Annotated in this window: 22 protein-coding genes; 10 read left to right on the top strand and 12 right to left on the bottom strand. The window is 71.0% G+C overall.

Translation table 11 applies throughout. From position 1 onward, the window contains the following. Positions 1-42 precede the first annotated feature (42 nt). On the top strand, positions 43-2,574 hold the full coding sequence (locus tag LV75_RS25120; RefSeq protein WP_253889472.1) for a helix-turn-helix transcriptional regulator: 2,532 nt from the start codon (positions 43-45) through the stop codon (positions 2,572-2,574). A 50-nt stretch (positions 2,575-2,624) separates the two neighbouring features. Then, positions 2,625-3,530 (top strand): glutaminase, encoded by a 906-nt coding sequence (locus LV75_RS25115; RefSeq protein WP_253889471.1) that lies wholly within the window; start codon positions 2,625-2,627, stop codon positions 3,528-3,530. Here LV75_RS25115 and LV75_RS25110 read toward each other — a convergent pair. Together LV75_RS25110 and LV75_RS25105 are read right to left on the bottom strand one after the other, a co-directional pair. Continuing rightward, positions 3,527-3,874, bottom strand: coding sequence for a VOC family protein (locus tag LV75_RS25110; protein WP_253889470.1), 348 nt, complete (start codon positions 3,872-3,874; stop codon positions 3,527-3,529). The genes LV75_RS25115 and LV75_RS25110 overlap by 4 nt on opposite strands. 75 nt (positions 3,875-3,949) lie before the next feature. Then, the gene (locus tag LV75_RS25105; protein ID WP_253889469.1) at positions 3,950-7,111 is read right to left on the bottom strand and encodes a hypothetical protein; all 3,162 of its coding nucleotides are present in this window, start codon (positions 7,109-7,111) and stop codon (positions 3,950-3,952) included. Between the two features lie 98 nt (positions 7,112-7,209). On the opposite strand from LV75_RS25105, the gene LV75_RS25100 reads away from it, so the two are divergent. Next, positions 7,210-8,643 carry a protein adenylyltransferase SelO gene (locus LV75_RS25100; RefSeq protein ID WP_253889468.1) on the top strand — a complete coding sequence of 478 codons (1,434 nt, stop codon included), beginning with the start codon at positions 7,210-7,212 and terminating at the stop codon, positions 8,641-8,643. Here LV75_RS25100 and LV75_RS25095 read toward each other — a convergent pair. Both LV75_RS25095 and LV75_RS25090 read right to left on the bottom strand, forming a co-directional pair. Then, positions 8,640-9,560 (bottom strand): AEC family transporter, encoded by a 921-nt coding sequence (locus LV75_RS25095; protein WP_253889467.1) that lies wholly within the window; start codon positions 9,558-9,560, stop codon positions 8,640-8,642. The genes LV75_RS25100 and LV75_RS25095 overlap by 4 nt on opposite strands. A 381-nt stretch (positions 9,561-9,941) precedes the next feature. Continuing rightward, positions 9,942-10,994, bottom strand: coding sequence for a fatty acid desaturase family protein (locus LV75_RS25090; protein ID WP_253889466.1), 1,053 nt, complete (start codon positions 10,992-10,994; stop codon positions 9,942-9,944). Between the two features lie 705 nt (positions 10,995-11,699). Between LV75_RS25090 and LV75_RS25085 the strand changes: the two genes are divergently transcribed. Beyond that, complete coding sequence (locus tag LV75_RS25085) at positions 11,700-12,002, top strand: hypothetical protein (protein ID WP_253889465.1); 303 nt, start codon at positions 11,700-11,702, stop codon at positions 12,000-12,002. A 5-nt stretch (positions 12,003-12,007) separates the two neighbouring features. Next, positions 12,008-12,211, top strand: coding sequence for a cold-shock protein (locus LV75_RS25080; RefSeq protein WP_253889682.1), 204 nt, complete (start codon positions 12,008-12,010; stop codon positions 12,209-12,211). A gap of 1,238 nt (positions 12,212-13,449) precedes the next feature. Here LV75_RS25080 and LV75_RS25075 read toward each other — a convergent pair. The 4 genes from LV75_RS25075 to LV75_RS25060 all read right to left on the bottom strand — a co-directional run bounded on the left by LV75_RS25075 (position 13,450) and on the right by LV75_RS25060 (position 15,304). Beyond that, positions 13,450-14,028, bottom strand: a complete 579-nt coding sequence (locus LV75_RS25075) for a GNAT family N-acetyltransferase (protein ID WP_253889464.1) — start codon at positions 14,026-14,028, stop codon at positions 13,450-13,452. Further along, entirely contained in the window at positions 14,025-14,183 is a 159-nt protein-coding gene (locus LV75_RS25070) for a hypothetical protein (protein ID WP_253889463.1), read from the bottom strand. The genes LV75_RS25075 and LV75_RS25070 overlap by 4 nt, the downstream gene beginning before the upstream one ends. Before the next feature lie 39 nt (positions 14,184-14,222). Further along, a complete protein-coding gene (locus tag LV75_RS25065) occupies positions 14,223-14,714 on the bottom strand; it encodes a DUF6292 family protein (protein ID WP_253889462.1) in 492 nt (163 codons plus the stop codon). Between the two features lie 419 nt (positions 14,715-15,133). After that, entirely contained in the window at positions 15,134-15,304 is a 171-nt protein-coding gene (locus LV75_RS25060; protein ID WP_253889461.1) for a hypothetical protein, read from the bottom strand. A 262-nt stretch (positions 15,305-15,566) separates the two neighbouring features. Here LV75_RS25060 and LV75_RS25055 point away from each other — a divergent pair, with 262 nt between their 5' ends. From LV75_RS25055 to LV75_RS25040, 4 genes are all read left to right on the top strand, one after another. Next, positions 15,567-16,340: a peptidase M10A gene (locus tag LV75_RS25055; RefSeq protein ID WP_253889460.1), complete on the top strand. Its 774-nt coding sequence runs from the start codon at positions 15,567-15,569 to the stop codon at positions 16,338-16,340. A 269-nt stretch (positions 16,341-16,609) separates the two neighbouring features. Further along, positions 16,610-17,410, top strand: a complete 801-nt coding sequence (locus LV75_RS25050) for a S1 family peptidase (RefSeq protein ID WP_253889459.1) — start codon at positions 16,610-16,612, stop codon at positions 17,408-17,410. Between the two features lie 246 nt (positions 17,411-17,656). Then, the gene (locus tag LV75_RS25045) at positions 17,657-18,250 is read left to right on the top strand and encodes a CBS domain-containing protein (protein ID WP_253889458.1); all 594 of its coding nucleotides are present in this window, start codon (positions 17,657-17,659) and stop codon (positions 18,248-18,250) included. Positions 18,251-18,344: 94 nt separating this feature from the next. Beyond that, the gene (locus tag LV75_RS25040; RefSeq protein WP_253889457.1) at positions 18,345-20,024 is read left to right on the top strand and encodes a sensor histidine kinase; all 1,680 of its coding nucleotides are present in this window, start codon (positions 18,345-18,347) and stop codon (positions 20,022-20,024) included. A gap of 150 nt (positions 20,025-20,174) precedes the next feature. Here the strand turns inward: LV75_RS25040 and LV75_RS25035 are convergent, their stop codons facing one another. Next, positions 20,175-20,810 (bottom strand): response regulator, encoded by a 636-nt coding sequence (locus LV75_RS25035; protein WP_253889456.1) that lies wholly within the window; start codon positions 20,808-20,810, stop codon positions 20,175-20,177. Between the two features lie 298 nt (positions 20,811-21,108). Here LV75_RS25035 and LV75_RS25030 point away from each other — a divergent pair, with 298 nt between their 5' ends. Next, complete coding sequence (locus LV75_RS25030; RefSeq protein ID WP_253889455.1) at positions 21,109-21,852, top strand: class I SAM-dependent methyltransferase; 744 nt, start codon at positions 21,109-21,111, stop codon at positions 21,850-21,852. Positions 21,853-21,873: 21 nt separating this feature from the next. On the opposite strand, the gene LV75_RS25025 is transcribed toward LV75_RS25030, so the two are convergent. The 3 genes from LV75_RS25025 to LV75_RS25015 all read right to left on the bottom strand — a co-directional run bounded on the left by LV75_RS25025 (position 21,874) and on the right by LV75_RS25015 (position 26,213). Beyond that, complete coding sequence (locus LV75_RS25025) at positions 21,874-22,824, bottom strand: LysR family transcriptional regulator (protein WP_253889454.1); 951 nt, start codon at positions 22,822-22,824, stop codon at positions 21,874-21,876. Positions 22,825-22,890: 66 nt separating this feature from the next. Further along, entirely contained in the window at positions 22,891-25,011 is a 2,121-nt protein-coding gene (locus LV75_RS25020) for a S8 family serine peptidase (protein ID WP_253889453.1), read from the bottom strand. A gap of 476 nt (positions 25,012-25,487) precedes the next feature. Continuing rightward, positions 25,488-26,213: an alpha/beta fold hydrolase gene (locus tag LV75_RS25015; RefSeq protein WP_253889452.1), complete on the bottom strand. Its 726-nt coding sequence runs from the start codon at positions 26,211-26,213 to the stop codon at positions 25,488-25,490. Between the last annotated feature and the right edge of the window lie 326 nt (positions 26,214-26,539).

Below are 26,539 nucleotides of genomic sequence, written 5' to 3'. Positions count from 1 at the left end.
TTGATGCTGTTCAGGGCCGCGCCGACGTCCCAAGATGGGCCGATGCCCCTTGTCGGAGTCCGCGTGGCCGAGCACGACCGCGCCCGGGTGGTGCTCTACGGCCCGGCCGGGATCGGCAAGACCGCCCTGGCCACGGCCCTCGCCGAGCGCGCCGGGACGGCGTTGGTGCTCGCGCCGCAGCCCGCCGACGCGGACGTGCCCGGGGCCGGTCTGGCGGAGCTGCGGGCGGCGGCAGGCCTGCCGTGCTTGCCCGCCGGTGATGGGCTCAAGGGGCGGGCTCTGGCGGTGGAGACGATGCGGGCGCTGTCGGGCCTGTTGGTGGTGGACAACGCGCAGTGGCTGGACCAGGTGAGCGCCGAGTTGATCGGGTTCGCGATTCGGCACGCACCGGAGTTGCGGGTTGTGGTCGCCGAGCGCGCGAACCGGCGGCCGGTGCGCGGGGTGGCCATCTGCGGTGAGGAGGCCGTTCGCGGGCCGCTGTCGCCGTTGAGTCCGGACGATGTGGCCGAACTGCTGGCCCACAACGGTTTCCGGTACCGCTGGGCGGGGCGGGTGCACGCGCTCAGCGGCGGCAACCCGGGTCTGGCGCTGGAGTTCGGCGCGGCGCTGGCCGGGCGGGGACCGGTCGCGGCGGTTCCGCTGCCCGAGGCGGTCCGGCGGACCATCGGTGCCCGGCTGGGCGAGCTGGACGCGGCGGTGCTGCGGACGCTGCGGCTGGCGGCGCTCGCCGAGCGGCCCACGCTGGCCGTGCTGCACCGGGCGGGCGGCGTGGACCTCGCCGAGGTCGATGACCTGGTCGTGGTGGACGAGCTCGACGGCGTCTCGTTCCCGGCCGGGGCGGTGGCCGCGACCTTGACCGCCGACATCCCGTACGCGGACCGGCTCACCCTGCACCGGGACCTCGCGCACGCCGTGGACGACCCCGTGCAGCGGACCCGGCACCGGGCGTTGGCGGTCTCGGTCCCCGACCAGGAGCTCGCCGATGACCTCGAACAGGCCGCCGCTGTGGTGCGCGACCAGGGAAATCGCAGGTTGGCGGCCGAGTTGAGCCTGCTCGCGGCGCAGCGGACACCACCGGCCGATGAGGACACGCTGATGCGCCGGGCGGGCGACGCGGCGGTGGACGCGGGCCACTCCGGGCTCGCCGAGCGCGCCTGGAACGCGGCGCGGCTGGTCCTCGACCGCAGCACCGACCCGAGGCAGCGCCTGCGCGTCCGATTGGCCCTGGCGGACTCGGCAGGCCAAGCGATGACCGATGTGGACGATCAGCTCGCCGCGGCGCTGGCCGACGCCGGTGACGACCCGGACCTGATCGCGGTGGTGCGGCTGTGGGAGGCGGTGCGCGCCAACATCGCGGGTGACCCTGTCACGGCACGCGACCTAGCCCGGGAAGCGGTGGGCCTCACCGTGCACGACATGGCCGTGCGCGCGCGGGCGTTGACGGTGCAGGCGCGGATGGAACGGGTTCTTGGCCTGCCGGACTCGTCCGCGCTCGATGAGGCGCTAGCGCTGGCGGGCGCCGGGATCGACGTGCACGACACTCCGGAGTACTTGGCCGTCCGGCACGCGGTGTTCGACGACCGATTGACGGTGGCGCGCTCTCGGCTGCTGGTACTGCTACCGGCGGCGCAGCGGGCGGGTGCGGTCGATGACGTAGTGGACGTCCTGCGGTCGCTAGCTGAGGTCGACGGGCGCGCCGGGCGTTGCGGTCCCGCGCTCTCTTACGCACGGCGGGCACTGGAGCTGACCGCCTCGGCGGGCCTCTCCCCCGGGCCCGCCTGGTACACGGCCGCGGTAGCGGAAACAGCGGGCGGGACGTTCGAGCGGGCGGTGGCCTATGCCCGGCGCGGCGCGGTCGCTTCCGAGCAGGAGCAGGACCGGATCTACCTGTCGCGGTGCCTGCACGCGCTCGGCGTCGTCCGGCTGGTGACGGCCGCGTCCGACGAGGCGGTGGCCGTGCTGTCGCGGGTGCGCGAACTGGAGGACGAGCAGCGGGTGGGCGACCCGTCGATCTTGCGGTGGCACGCCGACCTGGCCGAGGCGCTGATCGCGGTGGGTGACCCGACCGCGGAGCCGCTGCTGGTGACGACCAGGGAGCGGGCGGTGGAGCTGGGTCGCGACGGCGTGGTGGCGATGCTCGACCGCTCCGCCGGGATCGCCGCGGGATCGGCGGCCCAACTGCGCTCGGTCGCGGGCCGGTTCACCGCGCTGGGGCTGCTGGTGGAGGCCGGGCGGACGCTGCTCGCGCTGGCGTCGGTGCAGCGGCGGGCGCGCAGGCGCGGGTCGGCGCGGTCGGTGCTGGTGGAGGCGGCCGAACTGTTCGACCGGCTCGACGCGCGGCCGTGGTCGGCGCTCGCGGCGCAACGGCTGCGGCACCTGGAGCCGATGGACGGCGACCTGACCCGCACCGAGGCGCGGCTGGCCGAGTTGGTGAACGCCGGGGCGACCAACCAGCAGGCGGCGTCGGCGCTGAGCGTGAGCGTGAAGACCGTGGAGGCGACGCTGACCAGGGTGTACCGGAAGCTGGGGGTGCACTCGCGGGCGCAGTTGGTCGCGCGGCTGGCGCGGCGGTAAGGGATTTCCCCTATTGGCCGGGGGCCGCCGGGTCCACCACGCTCTGCGTCGTGGAGTTGAGTGACGTGCTGGCCGAGGTGCACGAGACCGTCGGCCGGATCACGACGGGCGTGGTGACCTCGGCGATCCCGGCCCTGGCGAGGGTGGACCCGCACCGGTTCGGGCTGGCCTTCGCGGGCGTGGACGGCGAACTGGAGGGGGTCGGCGACTGGGACCAGGCTTTCTCCGTGCAGAGCGTGTCGAAGGTGTTCAGCCTCGCCCTGGTCCTCGCCCACGACGGCGAGGCGCTGTGGTCGCGCGTGCGCCGCCAGCCCTCGGTGCACCGGTTCAACTCCCTGTCCGAACTCGACGGTGACTGCGGCATCCCGCGCAACCCGTTCGTGAACGCGGGCGCGCTCGTGGTCACCGACCGGCTGCTGGGCATCACCGGCAACGCCAAAGCCGCCGTCCTCGACCTCCTGCACACCGAGTCCGGCGGTGGCCCCCACTTCGACCCCGTCGTCGCGGCCGACGAGCAGGCCCACAACCACCGCAACAGCGCGATCGCGCACCTGATCGCCGACCACGGCAACCTGCACCACCCGGTCGAGGATGTGCTTGAGCACTACACGTGGCACTGCGCGATCGCCGCCACCTGCGGCCAACTGGCCACGGCCGCGCTGTTCCTCGCCCGGGGTGGCATCCGCGCCAACGGATCCCGGCTGCTGTCGGCCGCGGACACCACTCGGCTCAACGCCACGTTGCTGACGTGCGGCACCTACGACGCTGCTGGGGACTTTGCCTACGCCGTCGGTCTTCCGGCTAAGAGCGGGATCGGGGGCGGGATCCTCGCGGTGATCCCCGGCAGAGGGGTGCTGTGCGCTTGGGGGCCGGCACTGGATTCCCACGGTAACTCTGTCGCCGGGGCGTTGGCGCTGTCGGCATTCACCAGCATCACGGGGTGGTCGATCTTCTAGTGTCCGAGGATGTTGACGACGTTGCCGTCGGGGTCTTTGACGAAGAACCGGCGGACACCCCAGGGTTCGGCGGTCAGCTCGTGGACGATCTCAGCGCCGGTCTGTAGCGCCGCCCTATAGGCAGCGTCGACGTCATCGACCTCAATGGACGCCACGGGGATCACGCCCGCAGTGGCGTCGTGGGTCATCAGGCTGAGCTGAACTTCGGGGCGACCGGGCTGCGCGAGCGTGACTATCCACCCGTGATCCATGACGACCTCCATCCCAAGGACGCCGGTGTAGAAGCGGATGGCCGCTTCCAGGGAGGTACTGGCAAGGTCCGGAACGACGCGGTGCACTGTCATCCACCTATAGTCCACGAGTTCCGCAAGGTGATCTGTCCAGGTGCCACCGTCGGACTCGGACTGGCCGACAGGGATCTAAAGGCGAGCCCGCGAGCTCTTGTCGCACACGAGCATGGCGGACTCGCGTACGTACGGGTCGGGGTGGGCCCGGTACACGGCGAGGCGGTCCGACCACTGTGGGGTCATGCCCTCGGCGCGCACGCCCAAGTCGATCATGGTGACGGCCAGGGCGGCGGCGAGGGTCTCGGGCTGGGTGGCCAGTAGTTCGAGGACCTCGCGCACCCGCTCCAACGACGGTGTTTCCGACGGGCGGAGCCCCCAGCCCCAGTACGCCGCCGGGTGGTCGACGGCGGCGAGTTCGAGCCAGACCGCAGTGCTGAGCCGCGGTTGGAACAGGGTCTCCAGGGCGAGCCTGCGCAGGAGCCTGACGGCGGCGCCGTGGAGGCCGCGGGTGCGGCAGGCCGCGGTGACCCGGCGGAGCACCTCGGTGGTCGCGGGGTCGAGCCGCGTGTTCGCGCGCAGGTCGAGGCGCCCCGCGAACGCGTTCAGCCGCTGCCAAGCCTCGGGATCGCCGCTCGTGGTCCACGAGTGCAGGACATCGTCGAGCACCGGCAGGGCGTGTCCGGCCACCGCGGCCTCGACGAACAGGTCGGCCGCCCAGCCGAACACCTCGATCGAGGGCGCCAAGGCGAGCTCCCCGATCCGCGCCAGCCCGGACCGGTCGTCGCGCCACCACCGCCGGTAGGCCTCGATGAGCTGCTCCAGGCGCCGCTCCTCGGTCGTGGCCAGCCCGGCGGCGATGATCCCGGCCAGTACCGGCCGGTGGCGCTCGGCGACCTGCTCGCGGCGGGTGATCAGCACCGGCGTGCGGACCTCCATCGGTCCGTGGACCGCCTCGGTGAGCAGCGGCGGGATCCTCGGGTCGGCCAGGAACGGCAGCGCGGCCCGCACGAGGAGCACCCGGACGTCGCGGTGGGTCGCCGGATCGGCCCAGGCCTGCACGAGGAGGTCGACCACGGGCGCCCCGCGTAGATCGGCCAGGAAGCGCACGGCCTCCTTAGCCGCGCCGACCGAGCCGCCGCGGTCGAGCACGACAGGTCGCAGCAGGGCCAGGACATCTGTGTCGGGCAGGGTCGCCGCGGCGACGCGCACCGCCTGGACCGCGGCACGGGCAACGACGCTGTCGGACCGCCCCGCGTGCTGGACCAGCAGCGGAACCGCCACCCGGGGGTCGCCACGCGCACCAAGGCGGCGGACGGCCGCCGCGGCCAGGGTGGGCAGCGGGGACTCGACCAGCAGGAGCACCGTGTCGAGGTCGGTGATCGAGCGCACCGCGGCAACCCGGTCCCCCAGATCGATGTCCTGGTCGAGCGCCACTCGCCCAGCAGCGGCACTCACCGCGCCACGTTGCGCGGCGGTCCACCGGAACGCGGTGCTCGGCGCGTAGTGCGGCAACGGTGCGTCCAGCAAGCGGTCGACCAGGTCGGTGCGCCGCCGGGACACCACGGACCACAGTTCGGGGACCCTCCCCAACTTCGGGTCGTGCGCCACCAGCTCGCCGACCCGGGTTTCGCGTGGCGCGGTGGAACGGGTCCAGAGCACCGCCGCCCGTTCGGCGTCCTCACCTCGTGAGAACGCGATCTCCCGCACCCGGTCGTCCAGCTCGGGCACGGTGGCGAGGTCCGGACCGAGCAGCTCTGCCAGCCGCAGGACCGTTTCCTGGTCCGCGGCGCGCAGCTCGTCCCACAGGCTCTGCCCCATTCCGACGGGCAGCCGAAGTGCCCAGCCCGCGGTGCGTCGGTCGCGCGTCAGTTGGACCACCAGAGGCAGCAGCGCACGCCTGCCGTCGGCGTCGGCGTGTTCGACCAGCCTGCCCACCCAGTCGAGCAGCGGCGCGAGGTGCCCGGGGTCGACGAGCTTCGCGTTAGTCATGGCCGCGCGCGGGACCTCGGTAGGCAGGGGCGCGAGCAGCCGGACCGGCACCCGCGCGATCGCCCCGAGCGCGGCGTGGACGACCGCGGGCGCGTCACGCCACGCCCGGTCGCTGTGGGTCATGAGATCGGCCAGCGCACCCGGGTCGGGGTCGTTCGCGGCGCACTCGATCGCGGCCCGCCAGCCCGCGGCGCGTTCCTCGGCGGAGTGCGCCCCGGTGCCCGCCAGCAGCGTGGCCTTCGCGCGCGCATAGGGAAGGACGGCGGTCACCTCACGCCGCCGTGCCACCCGCAGCGAGTCGGGTCGCTCCAGGATCGCCGCGCACAGCTCAAGCCGGTCGGCGTCGGGCAGCAGGCGGAGTTCAGCCGGACCGACGTTGTCGAGCAGGCTGTCGTAGCCGAGTTCGAGGATCTCCCGACGGCGGGCGATGGGCGCGGTGGCCAGGAGGCGAGCCCGGTCCCGGCCCACGAACCAGGGCAGCAGCGACGCCAACTCCTCGGCCGTCCGCGTGGACAGCGACCGCCGCGCCTGTCGGGTGAGCTCGCGGTCGGGCAGCGACAGCGAGCCCGGGCTGATGTCCGCCGGGTCGAGCAGGAGCTCGGAGCGGGTCAGGACCGCCGCCAGCACCTCGGGCAGGTACTTGTACCTGCGCCACAGCGTGTCCTCGCTGATCAGCGACTCGGGTTCACGCGCAGCGACGATCGAGAGGAGCTCTTCGAGGTCCGCTTGCCGCCAGCGCGAGAACACCTTGGCTCCCTCGGCCAGGGCGGCGACCACAGCGTGCGGGGCGATGGGGATCAGCGCGCGCAGCAGAGCGGGCGTCGTACCGATCGTTGGCAGTACCCGGCTGACGGCTTCCGCCGAGCAGGCGGGGAGCAACCGCGCGACGTCGTCGTCGCCGAAACGGCTGGCCACCTCGGGCAGCAGGGCGTCCGCGAGGTCCCGGCGGCGGGATCGGCGCAGGACCCCGTACAGCGCGATCCGGTCGGCTCGTGGCACGGAGTCGCGCACGAGGGCAGCCAGGGCGCTGTCCGGGACGGGGAGCCGGATCGCCGCGGCGAGGGCACGGCGGCGCACCACGGGGTCGGCCAGCGCGTCGGCGACCGCGGCGAGGTCGTGGCGCGCGACTGCGAAGTGGAGCGCCAGGTGGCGTTCCTCGGCGTTGCCTGCCACCAGTTCGGCGCGGACGGCGGCGTAGCGTCCAGCAGATAGTGACCGCGCGTGATCGGCCAGGGCGCGGGCGCGATCCGGGTACGGCAGTGCGGAGAGCGGGCCGAGGTCGACGCTCGGCGCGGACGGGCTCACCAGGTGGGGGCCGTCGCGGCCCTTCCGGAGGTCATGGCGGGAGTATCACCGGACCTGGCGCGTACTGGCAACCGGAGATGGCACGTACCGTTGGTGGGGTGAGCAGGCCTTCGCTGAGTGACCACTTCGCCCGTGCGCTGCCCGAGATGGCGCTTCCCTGGCAGGCCGAGCCCGTGGCCGAGCCCCAGTTGCTGGTGTTGAACGAGCCGGTAGCCGAGGAGTTGGGGCTGGACGCGGGGTGGCTGCGCGGGCCGGAAGGGGTGCGGCTGCTCGTTGGGGATCTCAGTGGGGCTCTCGATGGGGTGAACACGGTGGCGCAGGCCTATGCCGGTCACCAGTTCGGGCACTACTCCCCCCGTTTGGGCGATGGGCGCGCGTTGTTGCTCGGGGAGCTCGTCCACGCGGATGGGACGCTGCGTGACCTGCACCTCAAGGGCTCGGGGCGCACCAGGTTCTCGCGGGGTGGGGACGGGTTCGCGGCGGTGGGGCCGATGCTGCGGGAGTACCTGATCAGCGAGGCGATGCACGCGCTCGGGATCCCCACGACCCGGTCGCTGGCCGTGGTGGGGACGGGGCGGGCGGTGGCGCGGGAGTCGGTGTTGCCGGGGGCGGTGTTGGCGCGGGTGGCGAGCAGTCACCTGCGGGTCGGGAGCTTCCAGTACGCGCGGGCGACCGACGACGTGGAGCTGTTGCGGCGGTTGGCTGATCACGCGATCGAGCGGCACTACCCGGGTGCGGAGGGGTATCTGGGGTTGCTCGAGTCGGTGGTCGCGGCGCAGGCGTCGTTGGTGGCGCGGTGGATGTTGGTGGGGTTCGTGCACGGGGTGATGAACACCGACAACATGACGATCTCCGGGGAGACCATCGACTACGGGCCTTGCGCGTTCATGGAGTCGTTCGACCCCGGCACTGTCTATAGCTCGATCGACCACGGTGGCCGCTACGCGTTCGGCAACCAGCCCCCCATCGCCGAGTGGAACCTCGCGCGTCTGGCGGAGGCCATGCTGCCCTTGTTCGACTCTGACCAGGACAAGGCGATAGAGCTCGCGCTGGAGTCGCTAGGCAGGTTCCGCGCCACTTACAACAGCCACTGGCTGGCTGGCATGCGCGCCAAGCTGGGCATCCCGGACGTCCCTGACGCACCCGCGCTGATCGACGATCTCCTGGCTCTTCTCCACAAGAACCACGTCGACTACACGTCGTTCTTCCGCAACCTGTCCGCCGCCGCCCGCGGTAATCCCGAACCTGCGCGCGAAGTCTTCCTGGACTTGGCCGCCATCGACGCCTGGCTGGCCCGCTGGCGTCCGCTCACCCCGGACGCGGATGCCATGGACCGCGTCAACCCCCTCTATATCCCCCGCAACCACCTCGTCGAGGAAGCCCTCACCTCCGCGACCGCGGGCGACATGGACCCGTTCCACAGCCTGCTAAGCGTCATCACCCGTCCCTACACCGAGGACGCCGCTCTTACCCGCTACGCCACTCCCGCCCCTCAAGACTTCGGCGACTACCAGACCTTCTGCGGGACCTAAGAAGCCCACTGAACCCAGACGGGTAGCAGAAGAAGGGCCAGCAGGGAGCTCTTGACCACGATCGACGCCGCGAGCTCGACGTCGGTGTTGTAGCGCTGGGCGAACACGAAGAGGTTCTGCGGGGACGGCATGGCGGCGATGAGGACCAGGTACTTGAGCCAGTCGCCGGTCACGTGGAAGACGTAGCGGCTGATGAAGAGGGTGATGAGGGGGAAGGCGATGCACTTGAAGGTGATGAGGGCGAATTCGGTGCGGGTGGTGCCGCGCAGCGATAGGCCTGTGCTGCCGAGGTAGAGGCCCAGTGCAAAGAGGGCTATGGGGGCCGCCGCGTCGCCTACGAAGGACAGGGCGGACAAGAGGGTGGCGGGGATCGGAGCGGAGAGCAGGTTCAGCAGGATCGCCAGGTTGCAGGCTAGGACGACTGGGGTGTTGAGGGACGCCCAGATCGCGCGGGCGAGTTTGCGCGGGGTGCTGCCGGGGCCGCCGAACTCCAGGGTGGTGAGGATGACCGTGGACAGCAGGCAGACCTGCAGCAGCAGGATCGGGAAGATCGGCGCGGCGTCGCCGAACAGCATGACGAAGACGGGGACCGCGAAGTAGGCGGTGTTGACCTGGACCGCCGCCATCACGCGCAGGGCCCGGACCTTGGCGCTGCCCCTGGCGAGCAGTCCGATGAGGACGACGCAGAGCGCTGCGCTGGCCGCGTAGGCGGAGATCGCCCGGACGTCGAACAGGTGGCCCAGGTCGCTGAGGAAGATCTTGCCGAAGAGGTAGCACGGGATGGCGAACAGGAAGGCGAAGTCGGTGAAGTAGCCCGCGGCCTCGGCGGGGAGCAGTTTGCGGCGGGCGAACAACGCGCCTGCCCCGAAGGCGAGGACCACCGGAACCAGCTTGCCGAGGGCCGTGAGGACGTCCATCAGCGCTGTCGGACGTGCGCGAGCATGGCGGCCCCCAAGCCTCGGTCGGTGCAAGCACCGTACCGAGCGTCAGGCGCGGCGCCGCCAGTAGCCGCAGAACATCAGATCCCGCGTGGGCGGTTCCGCCTCGACCCACTGCTCGCGGAGGGCTGCTGGTCGCGGCGTCCGCCGAGTCCGTCGTTCGTCCCCATGCCGCTCCCGGCCCCGCGCGCGGTACCACGCGCCGTGGCGGTGTCCGTCCACACGGCACCGCGGGGCGCGGGGTGGACGATCCGCGCTTTCGCCATGGAACCCGTTGGTACTCGCGTCGCTGGGCAGACCACACGCACAACCCGCCCGGGAGGGGAAACCCCTGCGCCGGGCGGGCCGTGTGCGGTGGTGCTAGCTGGTGACCAACTCGCGGGGCGCGCGCAGCGGGGCGCCGACCGAGTGGAGGTGGCGCAGGACCTGCTTGTAGGAGGCGAGGATCCCGCAGTGGGTGTAGGTGATGCCGCGGCGGGCGCAGAACTCCTCGACGAGGGGCTGGGCGCGGCGCAGGTTGGAGCGCGGCATGTTCGGGAACAGGTGGTGCTCGACCTGGTAGTTCAACCCGCCGAACAGGTAGTCGATCCAGCGGCCGCCGAGGATGTTGCGGGAGGTGAGGACCTGCTTGCGCAGGAAGTCCACCGAGTCCTCGTTGGTCAGCATCGGCATGCCCTTGTGGTTGGGCGCGAAGGAACAACCGAGGTAGACGCCCATCAGGCCCTGGTGCACCAGGATGAACACGACGGCCTTGAGCGGGGACAGCACCAGGAACACCGCGCTGAGGTAGACCACGATGTGCGCGGCGATCAGCACGCCCTCGAGCCGGAACGGCTTGATCTCGCGGCGCAGCACCGCCTGCACGCTGGCGATGCGCAGCATGATCGCCTCGGCCAGCAGCAGCGGGAAGAACAGGAACGCCTGGTACTTGGTGATGAACAGGGCCACGCCGTTCTTGGTCAGCGCCTGCTGGTCGCTGAAGGCGAGCACCATGATGTCGACATCGGGGTCCTCGTCCTCGTGGTTGGGGTTGGCGTGGTGGCGGTTGTGCTTGCCGACCCACCACTGGAAGCTGATCCCGGTGACCGCGCCGTGGGTGTAGCCGATGACGTCGTTGCCGCGGCGGGTGCCGAAGATCTGGCGGTGCCCGGCGTCGTGGCCGATGAAGGCGAACTGGGTGAACACCCCGGCCAGCAGCACCGCGGTGAGCAGCTGCCACCAGGAGTCCCCCACCAGCACGAACGCGGCGATCCCCGCGCCGAGCAGGGCGACGTTGGTCGCGATCCGAACCGCGTAGTAGCCGTGCCGCCGGTTCAGCAGCCCCTCGCTCTTGATCCGGCGCGACAGCTCGGCGAAGTCACTGCCGCGCTGCGGTGGCGCGGCGTGTGCGTCGGACACGGGGGAAGCACTCATGGTGAGGTGACTTTCTCTGGACAGGCGCAGCACGCCGCGGACCTGGACTGCTGGATCTGGGGTGTGGTGGGGCACGCACGCGGCGGCAGGCCACCGCGGGGCACGGCGCCGGACGCACACCGAACCCACCGGGAGACGGGTGCGGCGCGACGGAGCGGGTCGGGGGGTGGGCGGACCGGCGACACCGGCCCGGTGGCCGCCACGTCGATCCTGATACCCCCCTGTCTGCGGTGGGGCTCCCTGCGAGGCTATACCACCCGGTGCGGCCACGACCATGCCGGCACGGCCGAATAGACCCACCTGAGGTGGTCGGCGTGCGGCCCGCTCGATCGGCGCGGACTTCCTTTGCGCGCAGGAGCAACAGCCGTGGCCCCGGTCGGCGGCCGAGCGGGCCGTCCTCCCAGCCCCGGCCCCCGGTCCGGTCACCGGTGTCGCGCGCGCCCCGCCACCGGGAAGTTCGCCCCATCGGGCAACGCGCATTCTGGATCAGGTCCATTGTGGTCGGGGACCCGGGGCCGGGAACGCGATCCGGGTCCGTTCGGCCGTCCGGGTGCGGCCCTGGTCGGGCCGGGTCGACGGTGTCCCGGCCGGGACCGGTGCGGTACTGTCGGGGCGGTCGGGGTGCCAGGTGTTGGCATCCAGCCGACTCGGGCCCCGACTGAGACCGGTCGCCGTGTCACCGCGGCCGGGGACGGGAGCACCGGCTTGCCGCCGGACTACCAGCTCGCCACGTCACACCCACCACTGACCTCCCCCGCCGCCACCCGGGCCAACCGGGGTCCGCGCGGCGCGGCCGGGTTCGCCGACGGCCGGGCGGCCGCGGAGAAGGCCGAGGCGGTGCAACGCGTTCGCGCGGCCCGCACGGTCGCCGAGCACTCGCTCAACGCCGAGGACCGCGGTGTGCTGCTGTCCATGTTGGGCATCGCCGGGCCCGAGCCCGTCGCGCAGGTCGAAAGTCCCCTCCCTGGCGTCGACTCGCCGTGGTCGAGCCAAGGAGCACACCGATGAGCACGATGACCCCCGGCACGATCAAGTGGTTCAACGGGACCAAGGGTTTCGGTTTCATCACCCCGAGCGGCGGTGGCGCGGACCTGTTCGTGCACCGTTCGGCGATCGAGGGGTACGACAACACGGGCTTGGCCAACGATCAGCGGGTTGAGTTCGAGGTGGGCGAGGGCCGGAAGGGTCCGGAGGCTGTGTCTGTGCGGGTGCTCTGACGCTGTTGAGGTGACGCGGGGCCGGGTCCGGGTGAGCCTGCGGGTGGCGCTCGGGGTCGGCTCGCCTACGACTTCGCGGTGTGCGGGTCGGCCTCGTCGCCTGGCGGCGAGCTCGGCGACCCGGGATCGGACGGCCTCGTCGCCTAGCGGCGACCTCGGCGCCCGATCCGCGACAATGCGACGAGCTCGATGCGGTGGACCTGTTTTGCGCGGGGCCCCTACGACACCCGTGGCAGAACCGCAAAGCAGGGGCCCAAAAGCAGGCCCTGCCGCGCGGAAACGCTACGGGTGCCGCTCCCCCACACAAAACAGGTCCACCCCATCGAGCACCTGGCACCAGCGACTCCGACTGTCCAGGCGCTGAGAAAGTGGGCTGGGGCGGACCTGACGGGAGGGCCGGGCTGGCACCGCCGGGTCCGACTGTCCAGGCGCTGAGTTGGCAGGGCCGACGAGAACGGGCCGGGATGGCACCGGATCTCCGAGTGCCCACGGCTGATCAGGTGGGTTTAGGGCGGACCTGACGGCAGTTGGGATGGCATCGCTGGGTCCGAGTGTCCGGTAGTCGGCCACGTGGGTTGGGGCAGACCTGACGGAAGCCGAGTTGGCACCGGCTGCTCCGAGTGTCCAGGGGCTGGGCTTGCGGGCGGTTGTCCACAACGTGTTCTGGTGTCCACAGGCCATAATCGCTGCCCCGGGTTCTGTCGGGCTTCCTCGATAGGCTGTATATCGGGGGCTCTTGCGGCAGATGATCTTGCGGGGCGAGCAGGACCCAGCGGCTGCCGGGTGTCCAGGGGTCGGCTAGGTGGACTGGGGCGGACCTGACGGGAGGGCCGGGCTGGCACCGCTGGGTCCGAGTGTCCAGGCGCTGGGTTGGCAGGGCCGACTCGGTGGGCTGAGATGGCGCCGCTGGTCCGAGTGTCCCGGGCTGGGCTGGCAGGGCCGACTCGGGCGGGCTGGGCGGGACCTGGCCGAAGTGGGATGGCACCCTGGCTTCTGAGGCGTCCAGTGGCGGGGTTCCTGGGTCAGGGCCAGTCCTGACAGGGGCTGGCCTGGACCTTCGTACTGTCCATGGCTGCCCAGGTGGGCCTGGGCCGGGCTTGGCGGGGGTTGACGTGGCGTCCCGGGCTTTGAGCGCCCAATGGCCAAGGAGTGGCCAGTTGATCTGAGGCGCGGACCGGTCGTCGTTAGCGCGGGGTCCCCGGCATAGGTGCGGGTCCGGCGGGCGTAGGGCGGGCGACCTAGGGGTCCAGGTGGTGGCCCTCGGCGGCCATGCGGTCCAGGTCGGGTGCGCGTAGTCGGTAGACCTGCAGGTCGAGGCCGAAGTACTTGCCCGTTTCGCCGACCCAGTACATGCCGTTGCGGCGGATGGCGGTGGTGTCGGCGCCCGCTCGGACGAGGGCGAACACCTCGTCCAGGCCGTGGTCGAAGGCCAGCGACGCCAGGGCGAACGCGCACTCGCCAGCGACGTCCGCGCTGGCGGTGCCCGGGTGCAGTTGCCAGGCCATGCCGGTGTCCTCGTCGCCGGGTGGGAGGCGCAGCAGGGACGCGCCGCCGATCAGGCGGTCGTCGTCGAGCCGCCGCACGGCCCACCGGCCGTGCGGGGCGCACAGTGCGGCGTCCTCGTCGATCCAGCGCGCGAGCAGTTCTCGCATGGTGGCCAGGTCGGGTACCCGGTCGAGCTGGGGACCTGGCCACCGGGTGTCCCCCGCGTCCCCGAAGACGGCCAGCGCGTCGGCCGTGTCGTCGAGCCGCCACGGGTGCAGCGCGATCGAGCCGGACCGGACTGGTCCACTTCGGACATCGGGGGCGGCGGTCACGGGTTGGACCAGTCCGGGACGCGCGGGGAGTCCGATGAGGACTCGAAGCGCGGCATCGGCGCGCTGCCGGGGTTCTTGGTGACGCCCCGGTCCTCGGTGGTGGGGTGGCTGAACACGACAGGTGCCGTCTTGCCCTTGGGCGGTGCAGGAGTCATTCGGTGCCTCTTAGCTGTTGTTCGTGATGGGTTGGTGGGTCAGCCGTGGCGGCGCATGCGGTCGACGACATCGGACCAGTCGACCGGGTGCGGCGTGGGGCTGACGGTGGTGCGGGGAGCGCGCCTGGCCACGGCGACCGTGACGAGGCGGGCCACCTCGGCCGGGTCGGGGACCAGGTCCCCGTCCGGCGGTGACAGCACGATCGGCGGCTCCGTCGGGTCGGTCTCGACCAGCACGGACCAGCCGCGCGCGTCCCAGACCAGCATGACGTCGCGGTCCGGGTGCGCCTCGGCGCGGCAGCCCAGCGCCAGGTAGGCGGTGACCGTGTCGGTGACCTCGCAGGTGACGCCGTCCTCGGGGACACCGAGCAGCTCGGCGACCGCGCTGACGTACCCGACGAGGGCACTGCCGAGCGGGTGCGCGACCTCGGTCGGCGGGGCGGGGGCGCTGCCCTTGCCCCGCTGGGTCGGCGCGCCCGCCCTGGTGGCGGTGGTTGTCCTGGGGTGACGGTGTGCGTCGGTGCGTGTCATGCGCTGCGGCGGGCCTCCTGGCTGGGGGGGTGAACAACGGGGCGCGGGCTGCCGCGGCCGTGGTTGTTCAGGACCAGGGCTGGGGGTCCGGCGGAGCGCCGGTGCCCCGTTCCGACCGCAGGATGTCCAGCCGCGCTGGATGTCTGACCGCTGAGTTCCGACCTCTGGTTGGGCCGGACAAGCCGGGTATCGCGTCCGCGAAACCGCGGGCGATCGGCGAGCCCTTGACGTCAGCGTACCCCACCAGCGGCGTTGGTGGGGTACGCGATAAGCGGCGTGTCGCGGTGGGATCGCCGTGCGGCAGTGGAATCCGACGTGGTGGCGGACGTGCTCCAGCGCCGGAACACAGTGCCGCGGGGGAACCGGCCCAGCTGTGGCTCCCTCGCGATGGGCAGTACTGACAGTGGGCCGGGGCTGTACTACCGCGCCAGCGTGGCCACGGCGGCCGGACGGGGCTGGGCGCGCATGCCGTCGTCGTCATCGTCGTCATCGTCGTCGTCACCGCAGGCGGCCAGCAGCGGGAGCATGGCGAGCGCGCCCGCCACGACCATCAGGCGCAGCGGACGGCGGGCGGTCGGGTCGAGGGCCATGATCATCCATTCCGATTAGCAGACATTTCGGTCATTTCTTACAGTACCCAGTCGCCGTGTGGGTGAATCCGGCCGAACTCGTCGCCCGCTGTCGATTTCCGGCCCCGTGTGGGGGTCGCCGGGTCCGCTGAACCTCGTAGTTTCGGCGGCTTGACGTAGCGGCTGAGCCGTGCACCCGAGTCGCACCCGTCGCGGTAACCGACCCGCTCCCCCGGGGCTCGAATCTTGTGTCAACCAGCCAGAACAGACCAGGGAGCCTCGGATGCGCCGCTCGATCACCACCCTCGCCGCCACCGCACTGGCCGCCGCCTCGGTGATCCTCGCCGGTCAGCCGGTCACCTCGCTGGCCACCGCTGACGACCAGGTGTTCCTGGTCGCCGAGGCGTTCACTTACGACGAGGGTGACGCCGTCACCGCCGCTGTCACCGCCGCCTCCGCCGCCTCGGCGTGTGAGGACACCACCTACGCGCTGAAGACCTGGAAGGTCGGCACGCTGAACTGGCTGTACAACGGTGCCGGCGTCCCGGCCAACATCGCCTCCACCGCGCTGGACGCGATCACCGCCTCCACCAACACCGTCGCCAAGGGCACCAACCGCTGTGGGCTGGCGAACCTGACCACCTCGACCTACACCTACGGCGGCACCACGACCCTCAAGCCGCAGGTCTCGGCCACCGCGACGTGCACCGGTAACGACAACAAGTCGGTGACCGGCTGGGGCACCCTGCCGTCGAAGGTTCTCGCCTACACCTGCACCTACTACAACGCCAAGGGTGTTGTCATCGCCTCCGACACGCTGATCGACAACGTGGCCTACACCTGGTTCACCTCGAAGCCCGCGAACTGCACCGGCCAGCAGTACGACCTCGAGACCACCCTGACCCACGAGCGCCTGCACACCGCCGGCCTGGGCCACGTCGACCAGACCAACAACGCCACCCAGACCATGACCCCGGCCAGCTCCCCCTGCGACACCTCCCGCCGCCTGCTGGGCGCCGGTGACTACGCGGGCCTCAAGGCCCTCGCCACCAAGTAAGGCCACCACGTAAAGACAGCGCCGCGGCGGCCCCTCCCACACCGGGAGGGGCCGCGGCTGTTTCCGGGGTTCGCCGTTGCCACTAAACCGATCCCGGGCTCGCCAACTGTGAACGCGTTGAGGGTGAAGGGTTCACGCGCCGGATTCATCCTCTTCAGACTGCGTGACCAGGATTGTCCGGCCTCGTTGCCACCCGAACGGAGGTGGTGAGTGAATGCCCGGGCGTCAACCCTCTCTGGTGGTAACCCTGCTACCGGAAGGACATCTCCATGATCAAGCGAGTGGTTGGCGTACTCGCCACCGCTTTGGCCGCGGCGGCTGTGGTCGTCTCCCCGGCCAGTGCGGCGGCTTACGCCGACTTCACCGGCATCGTGGCACTGGACAACTGTTCCGGCTCCGTGGTGCGCCCGCCCGCGGCGGTCGACAGCGACCCGGCCCTCGTGCTGACCAACGGGCACTGCGTGAAACTGATGGGCGCCAACGAGGTCATCGTCAACCAGGCGTCGAGCCGCACGTTCACCCTGCTCGGCGGGTCCGGCCAGTCGCTGGGCACGTTGCGGGCCACCAAGCTCGCCTACGCCACGATGAAGAACACCGACGCGGCGTTCTACCAGCTCAGCTCGACCTACGCGCAGATCCAGCAGCAGTACCGCTCCCGCGCGCTCGACCTGTCGGCCAGCAAGCCCGCGCAGGGCACCGGGATCCAGGTGGTGTCCGGGTACTGGAAGCGGATCTACACCTGCGCGGTGGACGGATTCGCCTACCAGCTCAAGGAAGGCAGCTGGACCTGGAAGGACTCGATCCGCTACACCCGCCCCTGCAACGTCATCGGCGGCACCTCGGGCTCACCGATCATCGACACCGCCGGGAAGGTCGTGGGCGTCAACAACACGATCAACGAAAGCGGCGGCCGGTGCACGATGAACAACCCGTGTGAGGTGTCGCAAACCGGGCAGATCACGGTCCGCTCGGGGATCGGCTACGCCCAAGAGACCTACGACATCGTGGCCTGCATCGGCGCGGGCAACCAGTTCGTCCTAACGCGACCGGGCTGCACACTCCCCCGCTAGTCGTTTCGCCTCGGCGGCGTGGTCTCCCACTTTTGCGACCACGCCGCCGAGGGACGGCGCGACAGAACCCGCATCCAGAGCACTCCACGCGGTCGATCCAGCGGTTCGTCCGCGAGAGGCGGCGGGCGTGGCCTGAGTTCCGGGTTGGTGGTCCGAAGGTCCCGGTCAGATGAGGACCGGCGACCGCGGTACCCGCACCCCTCGTGGACCTAGCGTGGAGGCGCAGGCAGAGGAAGGGACACCACGATGCGCGCTCGCCAGATCATGTCCACACCGGTCATCGCCGTCAGCCCCGAGGACACCGTCAAGCACGCCGCAACGCTGTTGGCACGGCACGGTTTCACGGCGTTGCCCGTGGTCGACGACGACCGGCTGGTCGGGATGGTCACCGAGGCCGACGTGGTGCGCGACCGGATCCCGGCCGACGCCAGGACCCGGGGGCTCGACGGCGCGCCGACGCCCCCGCCGCGCACGGTCGGCGCGGTGATGACCACTCCCGCGGTCGGCATCGGGGCGGGGACCGACGTCGCCGTGGTCGCCCGGACGATGCTCGAGGACCGCAGCCGCTGCCTGCCCGTCGTCGACGGCGGGCAGGTCGTCGGCGTCATCACCCGCGCCGACCTGGTCCGCGTCCTGGCCCGCGCCGACGACCGCATCGCCGCCGACGTCCGCAGGCACCTGGGCACCTACGGGGGTCCGGACCGCTACACCGTCGCCGTCCGCGACGGCGAGGCGACCATCACCGACACCTTCGACGACGCCACCGAGCACCACGTCGCCCGAGTGCTCGCCGAGGCCGTCCCCGGTGTCGTGCGGGCCCAGGTCCGCGCCGCGACCTAAGTGGGCTTGTGCCCAAGGGGCTGATTGCCGCTCCACCCCGCCCGTGGGAGCCTCTCTACGCACACCGGCCGGGGACGAGCGAGGAGTGGATGCTGTGGAGGGTGACGGGGCCATCACCCGGGGCCTGCTCTCCGGCTTGCGGCTCGACGAGCTGCTGGGGGAGCTGCACGAACGCCTCGGCGCGGTGATGAGCACCCGCGACAGCCTCCAGGGCCTGCTCGACGCCGTGATGGCCGTCGGTGCCGGGCTGGAGCTCGACTCGACCCTGCAGCGGATTGTTCAAGCGGCGGTCAACCTCGTCGACGCCCGCTACGGCGCGCTGGGCGTGCTCAGCGAGGCAGGCGGCCTCGCCCGCTTCGTCAACGTCGGGATCAACCCGGCGCAGCGGGCCCTGATGGGGCACCTGCCGGAGGGGCGTGGACTGCTCGGCCTGCTCATCGAGCACCCCGAACCGATCCGGCTCTCCGACCTGACCAAGCACCCCGCCTCCGTCGGCTTCCCGCCCAACCACCCCGCCATGGGCAGTTTCCTGGGCGTCCCCGTCCGGATCCGCGGCGAGGTCTACGGCAACCTCTACCTCACCGAGAAGCGCGGCGACGCCGAGTTCACCGCCGACGACGAGGCCGTGGTCAGCGCCCTCGCCTCGGCCGCGAGCGTCGCGGTGGAGAACGCCCGGCTGTTCGAGCGCTCCCGCGAACGCGAGCGCTGGCTCGCCGCGTCCGCCGAGGTCAACGAGGGACTGCTGCGCGGAGCGTCGCAACGCGAGTCCCTCGACCTGATCGCCCGGCGCGTCGCCGAGCTCACCAACGCGGATTGTGTGCTGATCCTCTTGGAGGCCGACGAGCTCCTGCGCGTCGGCGCCGCCACCGGTCGGCTCGGCGAGCAGCTCACCGACCTCGAGGTGTCCGCCCTCGGGCCGCTCATCGAGGAGACGACCGCCGCCAAGGCGCCCCGCGTGGTCACCGACCTGGGGGTCGAGACGGCGGGCGGGCGCGTCGCCGACCTGCTCGGCCCCTGCGTCCTGGTCCCGCTCAGCGGTACCGGCGGCGTCCTGGTGACCGCCCGGCAGAAGGGCGCGGCGCCGTTCCCGGCCGACCGGGTGCCCCTGCTCGGTTCGTTCGCGGGCCAGGCGGCGGTGGCCCTGGAGTTGGCGGAGAAGCAGCGCTCCCAGCGCCTGCTCGACGTGCTCGCCGACCGCGACCGCATCGCCCAGGACCTGCACGACCACGTGATCCAGCGCCTCTACGCGACCGGCATGAGCCTGCAGGGCACGCTCCGCCGGATCGAGGACCCCGAGGTCCGGGCCCGCGTCCACCGGTCGGTCGAACAGCTCGACCAGACCGTCCGCGAGATCCGCACCTCCATCTTCGACCTGCAATCGGTCGACGACCCCACCTCGCTGCGCCGCCGCATGCTCGACGCCGTCGCCGAGATCGCCGCCGACCACCCCATCACCCCCTCGGTCAGCATGTCCGGGGCGATCGACACCCTCGTCCCACCCGAGGTCGGCGACCACGCCCTCGCCGCGCTCCGGGAAGCGGTGAGCAACGCCGTGCGGCACAGCCAAGCCCGCACCATCACCGTCATCGTCTCCGCCGCCGACGACCTGCTGGTGGCGGTGACCGACGACGGCAAGGGCATCGGCCACCCCACCCGCCGCAGCGGCCTCGAGAACCTCACCCGCCGAGCCCGCCAATGCCAAGGCACCAGCGAGATCACCCCGGGCCCCAACGGCACCGGCACCCAGATCCACTGGCGCGTCCCCCTCGGCTGACGCACATCCGGACCGCTGGCAAGATCAACTAAACCAAGCACCCTCGATATGGAGTCGGCCAGCGGGGCCCGACAAACCGGCATTGGCAACCGAAGCCCGTGGACAGTCCAAGGCATTGTGGACAACCACGCCGCTTCGGTAAGCGGCCCACTACCGTCCTCGTCGCAACTCCGCCGCGAGCACAGCGGCCTGGGTGCGCCGCTGCATGTTCAACTTCGCCAACAGGTGCGACACGTAGTTCTTCACCGTCTTCTCCGCCAGGAACATCCGCTCCCCGATCTGGCGGTTGGTCAACCCCTCACCGATCAGCTCGAACACCGTCCGCTCCTGATCGGTCAGTGTCGCCAGCGGATCGTCTTCGGTCCGCTCCCGGCGGATCCGGTCCAGCAGCGCCGCGGTTGTCCGGGGATCCAGCAACGACCCGCCCGCACCCACCGTCCGGACCGCCGCGACCAGGTCCGTCCCCAGCACCTGCTTCAACACGAACCCCGACGCCCCCGCCAGGATCGCGTCGAACAGGGCCTCGTCGTCGGCGTAGGAGGTGAGCATGAGACAGCGCAGATCGGGCATCACCGAGCGCAATTCACGGCACAGCTCGACCCCGGTGCCATCGGGGAGCCGCACGTCGAGAACAGCCACGTCCGGCTTGGCCCCGGGGACCAACACCAACGCCTCACTGACCGACGCCGCCTCACCCACGATCTCGATGTCCGGGTAGTCGAGCAACTCAGCCACCCCACGCCGCACGATCTCGTGGTCGTCGACCAGGAACACCCGGATCCCCATCACATCTCCCGCTCAGGTCGGACCGCTGCACCACTCACTCTAGGTCCGCACCGGACCTCCGGCCCGCGACCAGTGACATGCCCGGTGAGGACTTAAGTCCCGACCGATTCGACGCCGCGGCAAACCAGATCACCGAACCAACCATGACAGGGCGGGCGGCCCCAGCAGTGACCGGCTCAGCCAGTACCGCGACGGCTACAGCCGGGTGCCTGCCAGGCGGGTCGGGCCGGGTCCCGGGGTCGGGTCGCCTATCCGGTCCGGGGCGGGCTCGTGGCATCCCGGATGATCATTCGGCAGGATGGGAACCGTGCTTGCTGATCCTGGGAGGTCTGCCGACGTGGCTGTGGAGAACGACTACGACAGGTTTGCTGAGGCGTACACGGTCGAGAATGAGACGAGTCTCATCAATGCCTACTACGCCCGGCCTGCGATTGTGAACCTGGTCGGGGACGTGGGTGGGCTGCGGGTTCTTGACGCTGGGTGTGGGGCTGGGGCGGTGGCTGAGGCGCTGCGTGACAAGGGCGCCGTCGTGGCTGGGTTCGATCGCAGCGCGAAGATGGTGGAGTTGGCCGGGAAGCGGCTCGGTGACGACGTGGATCTGCGGGTGGCTGATATTGGTCAGCCGCTGCCGTACCCGGGTAGGGCGTTCGACGTTGTCGTTGCGGCTTTGGTGCTGCACTACCTGGAGGACTGGACCGCACCGCTGGCCGAGTTGCGGCGAGTGCTCAAGCCCGGCGGCAGGCTGGTCGTGGTCGTCAACCACCCCATCATGTTCAAGATCCTGCATCCCCAAGCGGACTACTTCGCGACCAGCAAGTGGTCTGACGAGTACACCTTCGACGGTCAGGAGGCCGTGCTCACCTACTGGCACCGACCGCTGCACGCGATGACCGACGCCTTCACCGCGGCCGGGTTCCGCACGACTGTCATCAGTGAGCCGCCCGCGGTGCCGGAAGCACGTGAACTCTTCCCCGAAGAGATGTCGCCGTTCCCCTCCGGGGCCTTCCTGAGCTTCCTGTTCTTCGCGCTCGAAGCCGTCTGACCTGGTTGGCGGCCCCGGGGGTCACACCAGGATCTGCCCGTGTTCGGCCCACCACCGGCGGTATCCGGCGTTGCGCTCGACCAGTGCCCGGTACTCCTCGGCCACCACCCGGCGCAGGAGGTCGGCGGGGACCGGGCACTGGTCGACCCAGGCCAGGTCGATGCGGCCGCGGATCGGGTCGCCGATGAGGGGGCGGAAGACGACGCCGGGGTCTTCGGTGGAGAGGGGGTCGGCGATGGCCACGCAGGTGCCGGTGGCGACGAAAGCGCGGGCGCCCGCCATGTGGCTGCTCTCGTAGGCGATGCGGGGTTGGTAGCCGCGGTGGGCGCAGGCGGCGCGGACGGACGCCATCCAGCCGGGGTTGTCGTGGGGGTTGATGATCCAGGCCTCGTCGGCGAGGTCGGCGAGGTCGACCGCGGGGCGGGCGGCGAGGCGGTGGTGGGCGGCCAGGGCGATGAACACGGGCTCGACCGGGACGACGGTCACCCGGTGGACGGCGGCGGTCTTGGGCAGTTCGAAACCGATGACGTCGCTGATGATCGCGGTGTCGAGCCTGCCGGAGCGCAGCATCGCGACCAGGGCGGCGGCCGCGGGGTCGAGGTGGACGCGGATGCTCATCGCGGTGCCTGCGGCGGCCAGGTCGCGCTCCAGCCGGGGCACGACCGCGGCCAGCAGCAGCCCGGCGTCGCCGATGGCGAGTTCGCGGCGGTCGGCGGGCAGGGAGGTGACCAGCAGGTGGTCCATCTCGCGCAGCACGGCGCGGGCCCGGCTGAGCAGGCCGCGGCCGAACTGGGTGATCCGCACGCCGGTGCGGCCGCGCACGAAGACCGGTTCGCCGACGGTGCGCTCGATCCGCTGGAGTTGGGCGGTCAGCGAGGGCTGGGACAGGCCGAGGACGGCGGCGGCGCGGGTGATGCTGCCCTCGTCGGCCACGGCGAGGAGAACACGCAGGTGTCGGACCTCAAGATCCACCCGGGTCATGGTACGCGGCAGGGGCCGTGGCCGACCGGAATCGCCCACGGCCCCGCCCCGGGACAGTCAGCCCGCGGTGACAACGACATCGTCGAGGACGAACGACGTCCGCAGGTAACTGTCCTCGAGCCCGGTGAAGGTGACCGGCACCGACCGGCCCGCGAACGCGGACAGGTCGTAGGTGAACTGCCGGTACCCGGTGGCCGCGTTGAGGTTGGAGAAGGTGGCGAGGGTCTTGTCCCCCACCGCCACCGCGAAGCGGTCCCAGATCCGGGCGTCGCGTTCGGCGGTGTCGATGTGCAGCCAGAAGGACAGTTGGTGGCTGGCACATCCGCTGGGCAGGGTGACGGTCTGGCTGACGGTGGTGGTGTTGGCCCTGCCCTTGCCGCCGAGCCACGCGCTCCACATGCCGCTGTGGGCGGGTTGGCCCGTGGCCGCGTGCTGGCCGATGACCGCTGTGGTGCCGGTCCAGCCGGTGGTGCCGGACTCAAAGCCGGGGTTGGTCAGCTTCTGGCCGCCTGGGCAGCCGCCGGTGATGGTCCAAGTGAAGGTGGTGGACGCGGTGGCGCCTGCGTTGTCGCGCACGGTGGCCACAACTGTCGTCGTCCCGGCGGTGGTGGGGATGCCGGACAGGGTGACGACGTTGCCGCCGGTGGTAGCGCTAACTCCGGCAGGTAGCCCTGTTGTGGTCCAGGTGTAGGGCTCTGTGCCGCCGCTCGCGGAGATCTTGATGCCGGTCTCTTCGCCTACCTTGCCGGTCTGGTCACCGGGATCGAGCACGCTTAGGTCGCTCGCAGCGGTGATGGTCCACGTGAAGGTTGTGGACGCAGTGGCGCCTGCGGCATCCGTGACGGTTACCGCGACTGTGTTGGTGCCTTCTGCGGTGGGAGTACCGGTGAGGCTTGCGGCGTTCAGTTCGATCCCGGCAGGTAGACCGGATGCGGTCCAGGTGTACGGGGTGGTCCCGCCGGTTGCCCTTAGGCCGACGGTGGCTGGGCGGTCTATAGGGCTGGTTTGGTTGCCGGGGTTCGGTAGCGCCAACGGTTGTGGGGTGGGCGCGGCGTGCAATAGGCGGTTGGGGGATCCGGCGCCGGGGTTGGTCACCTTGTCTGGGGTGGCTGCGGCAACGATGCCTGCGTGGACCTGGGCTGGGGTGTCTGCGGGGCGGGCACCAAGCCAGATGGCAGCGACGCCTGCGGTGTGGGGTGCGGCCATAGAGGTGCCGCTGGCGGTGTAGGTGGCGTTGTCGTTGTCTTTCCAGGCCGAGAGGATGCCCACCCCGGGGGCGAACAGGTCTGTGCACGGGCCGAAGTTGGAGAAGGTCGGCTTAGCGTCGTTCTTGTCGACGGCGTTGGCGGTGATGGCCTCGGTGACCCGCGCGGGCGAGGAGTTGCAAGCGTCCTTACCGTCGTTGGCGGAGGCGACTGCGTAGGTGACGCCGGACGCGATGGATTTGCGCACGGCGGCGTCCATGGCCGGGTCGGCGGAGCTCGTAAGGCTCATGTTCGCCACGGCGGGTTTGACGGCGTTCTTGGTGACCCACTCGATGCCGCTGATGACGGCGCTGTTGGAGCCGGATCCCGCGCAGTTCAACGCCTTCACAGCGACGATCTTGGCCGCTTTAGCGACGCCGTACTCGCGGCCGCCGATGATGCCGCCGACGTGGGTGCCGTGGCCGTGGCAGTCGGTGTTGTTGGTGTCGATGGTGTTGGTGCCCCAGCTGGCCCGGCCCTCGAAGGTGCTATGGCTGGTGCGCACCCCGGTGTCGATCACGTAGACCGTCACCCCCGCGCCGGTACCGCTGTAGCGGTAGGTGCCGTCCAGCGGCAAGTCCCGCTGATCGATCCGGTCGAGTCCCCAGTTCGGCGGATTCGGCTGTTCCCCGGCAACCGTGGCCACGGAGTCTTGCACGACCATCTCCACCGCCGGATCCGCAGCAAGCTTGCGCGCGTCTGCGGCATCCATGCGCGCGGCGAACCCGCTTAACGCACGCTCCCAGGTCGCAGTGACGACGGCGCCGTACTTAGCACCCACCGCGCGATCCTTTGTCACCACGATGTAACTGCCCTCAATGGCCCCCGGCCGATCTGCCCCGAACACCACCCCTTCCGCGGCAGTGGCCGGAACCGCACCACCCACCACCAACCCCACGGCGAGCACGACGTGCCACACCCGATCTCGTCTCACTGGTCACTCCTTCACGCAGGGACCCCGCCCGGGGGCGGGTGCAGGAAGGGCGACAGTGCCGCGAAATCCACGTCGGCGATATGGGTGACGAAGGAGGAACAGCCTTTCAGCACAACGAACTCGGCTGGGAGGTCCACGAGAAACGGCGTGGCTCCGTGGCGCGCGGTCCATACCGAAGCGCGATCATCGCATCTTACTATGGCCGAATTCCCGGCCGTGGGCAACGGTTTTCGCTCCGCTCGCGGCGGTGGCCGCGCATCAGTGGATCGACGGCGCAGTCCTGGTCGAGGCCAGGACTGCGAGCCACTGGCGGACGTCAACGCGCGCGCCGCCTCGGCATCCTCCGGCCATTGACGAGCCGTTCGACGTCGACGGCGCGGGATCGGCGTGGGCGCCCGAGGGACCAGCGGGCGGACGGTGCTCGGTCAGGTCATCGCGGGTTGGTGGGCGGCGGCACGCCCACCAACCCGCGATGGTCAGACCCCCAGGAAGGTGAAGACTGCGGCGCGGAGGTCGTCGCCTGCGAGGGCGGAGATGTGGTCGCCGGGGACGCGCTGGAGGGTGGCGTTGGGGACGAGGGAGACCAGGTGGTCGACGCCCTGGGACATGGGGTCGGTGTCGCCCGCTACGAAGAGAGTGGGGACCTGGGGGGTAGCCGCGGCGGGGTTGAAGGGTTCGCGGGCGAGGCCTTCGATGAGGTTGAGCAGCGACTCGGTGTCCTGGCCGGGGGCGGTGACCATGCTGGTGATCATGCCGGTCAGCATGTCGGTGGGCTGGGGACCGCCCTGGGCCGCGGCGCGGGCGGCGGCGAGGTCTACGGCGGCGAAGGGTTCCATCGGGCTGAGGCCGCCGAGGGCCAGGCGGCGGACCGGGAGGAGGGCGGCGAGGTCCCAGGCGATGCGGGCGCCGAGGGAGTAGCCGACGAGGTCGACCTCGGGGGCGGTGATGGCCTCGGCGATGCGCTGGAGCACCTGGCCGGTGGTGACCTCGTCCGCCGAGGCGACCGCGGGGCCGCCGACGTGGGCGGGCAGGTGCACGACGACCGTCTCGCGGCCCGCGGCGGCCAGTGGGGCGGCCCAGCGCTCGGCGGGGAAGTCGACCGCACCGGAGGAGGTGAAGCCGTGGATGAGCACGACGGGCGGGCCGGTCACCTCGGCGGTGGGCGGGGTGACGGTGGTCGGCAGCGCGGAAACCCTGGTCATTCTACGAGCGTAGACAATAAGTGGGTTGTGGTCCAGGGTTGGCTACGGGAAAGGCTCGTCTGCGGCCGCGACGGGGTGGACGCCTTGTTGACTGGCGGGCGACCTCGGCGACCGGACTACCCGCCTCGTCGCCTGGCGGCGACCTCGGCGACCGGGATCGGACGCCTCGTCGCCTAGCGGCGACATCGGGCCCGATCCGCGGCAATGCGACGAGCTCGATGGGGCGAACTTGTTTTGCGCGGGGCCTTGGTCTCCAGTGGTGAGTGCGCCGGGTGTGGGATGATCTTCGTGTCGGAGTGATCGGAGATTGTGTCTGTGCGTGGTGT

The sequence above is a fragment of the Actinokineospora diospyrosa genome, assembly GCF_024171925.1.
GTDB lineage: Bacteria > Actinomycetota > Actinomycetes > Mycobacteriales > Pseudonocardiaceae > Actinokineospora > Actinokineospora diospyrosa.
This window is presented reverse-complemented; position numbering and strand designations above follow the sequence as displayed.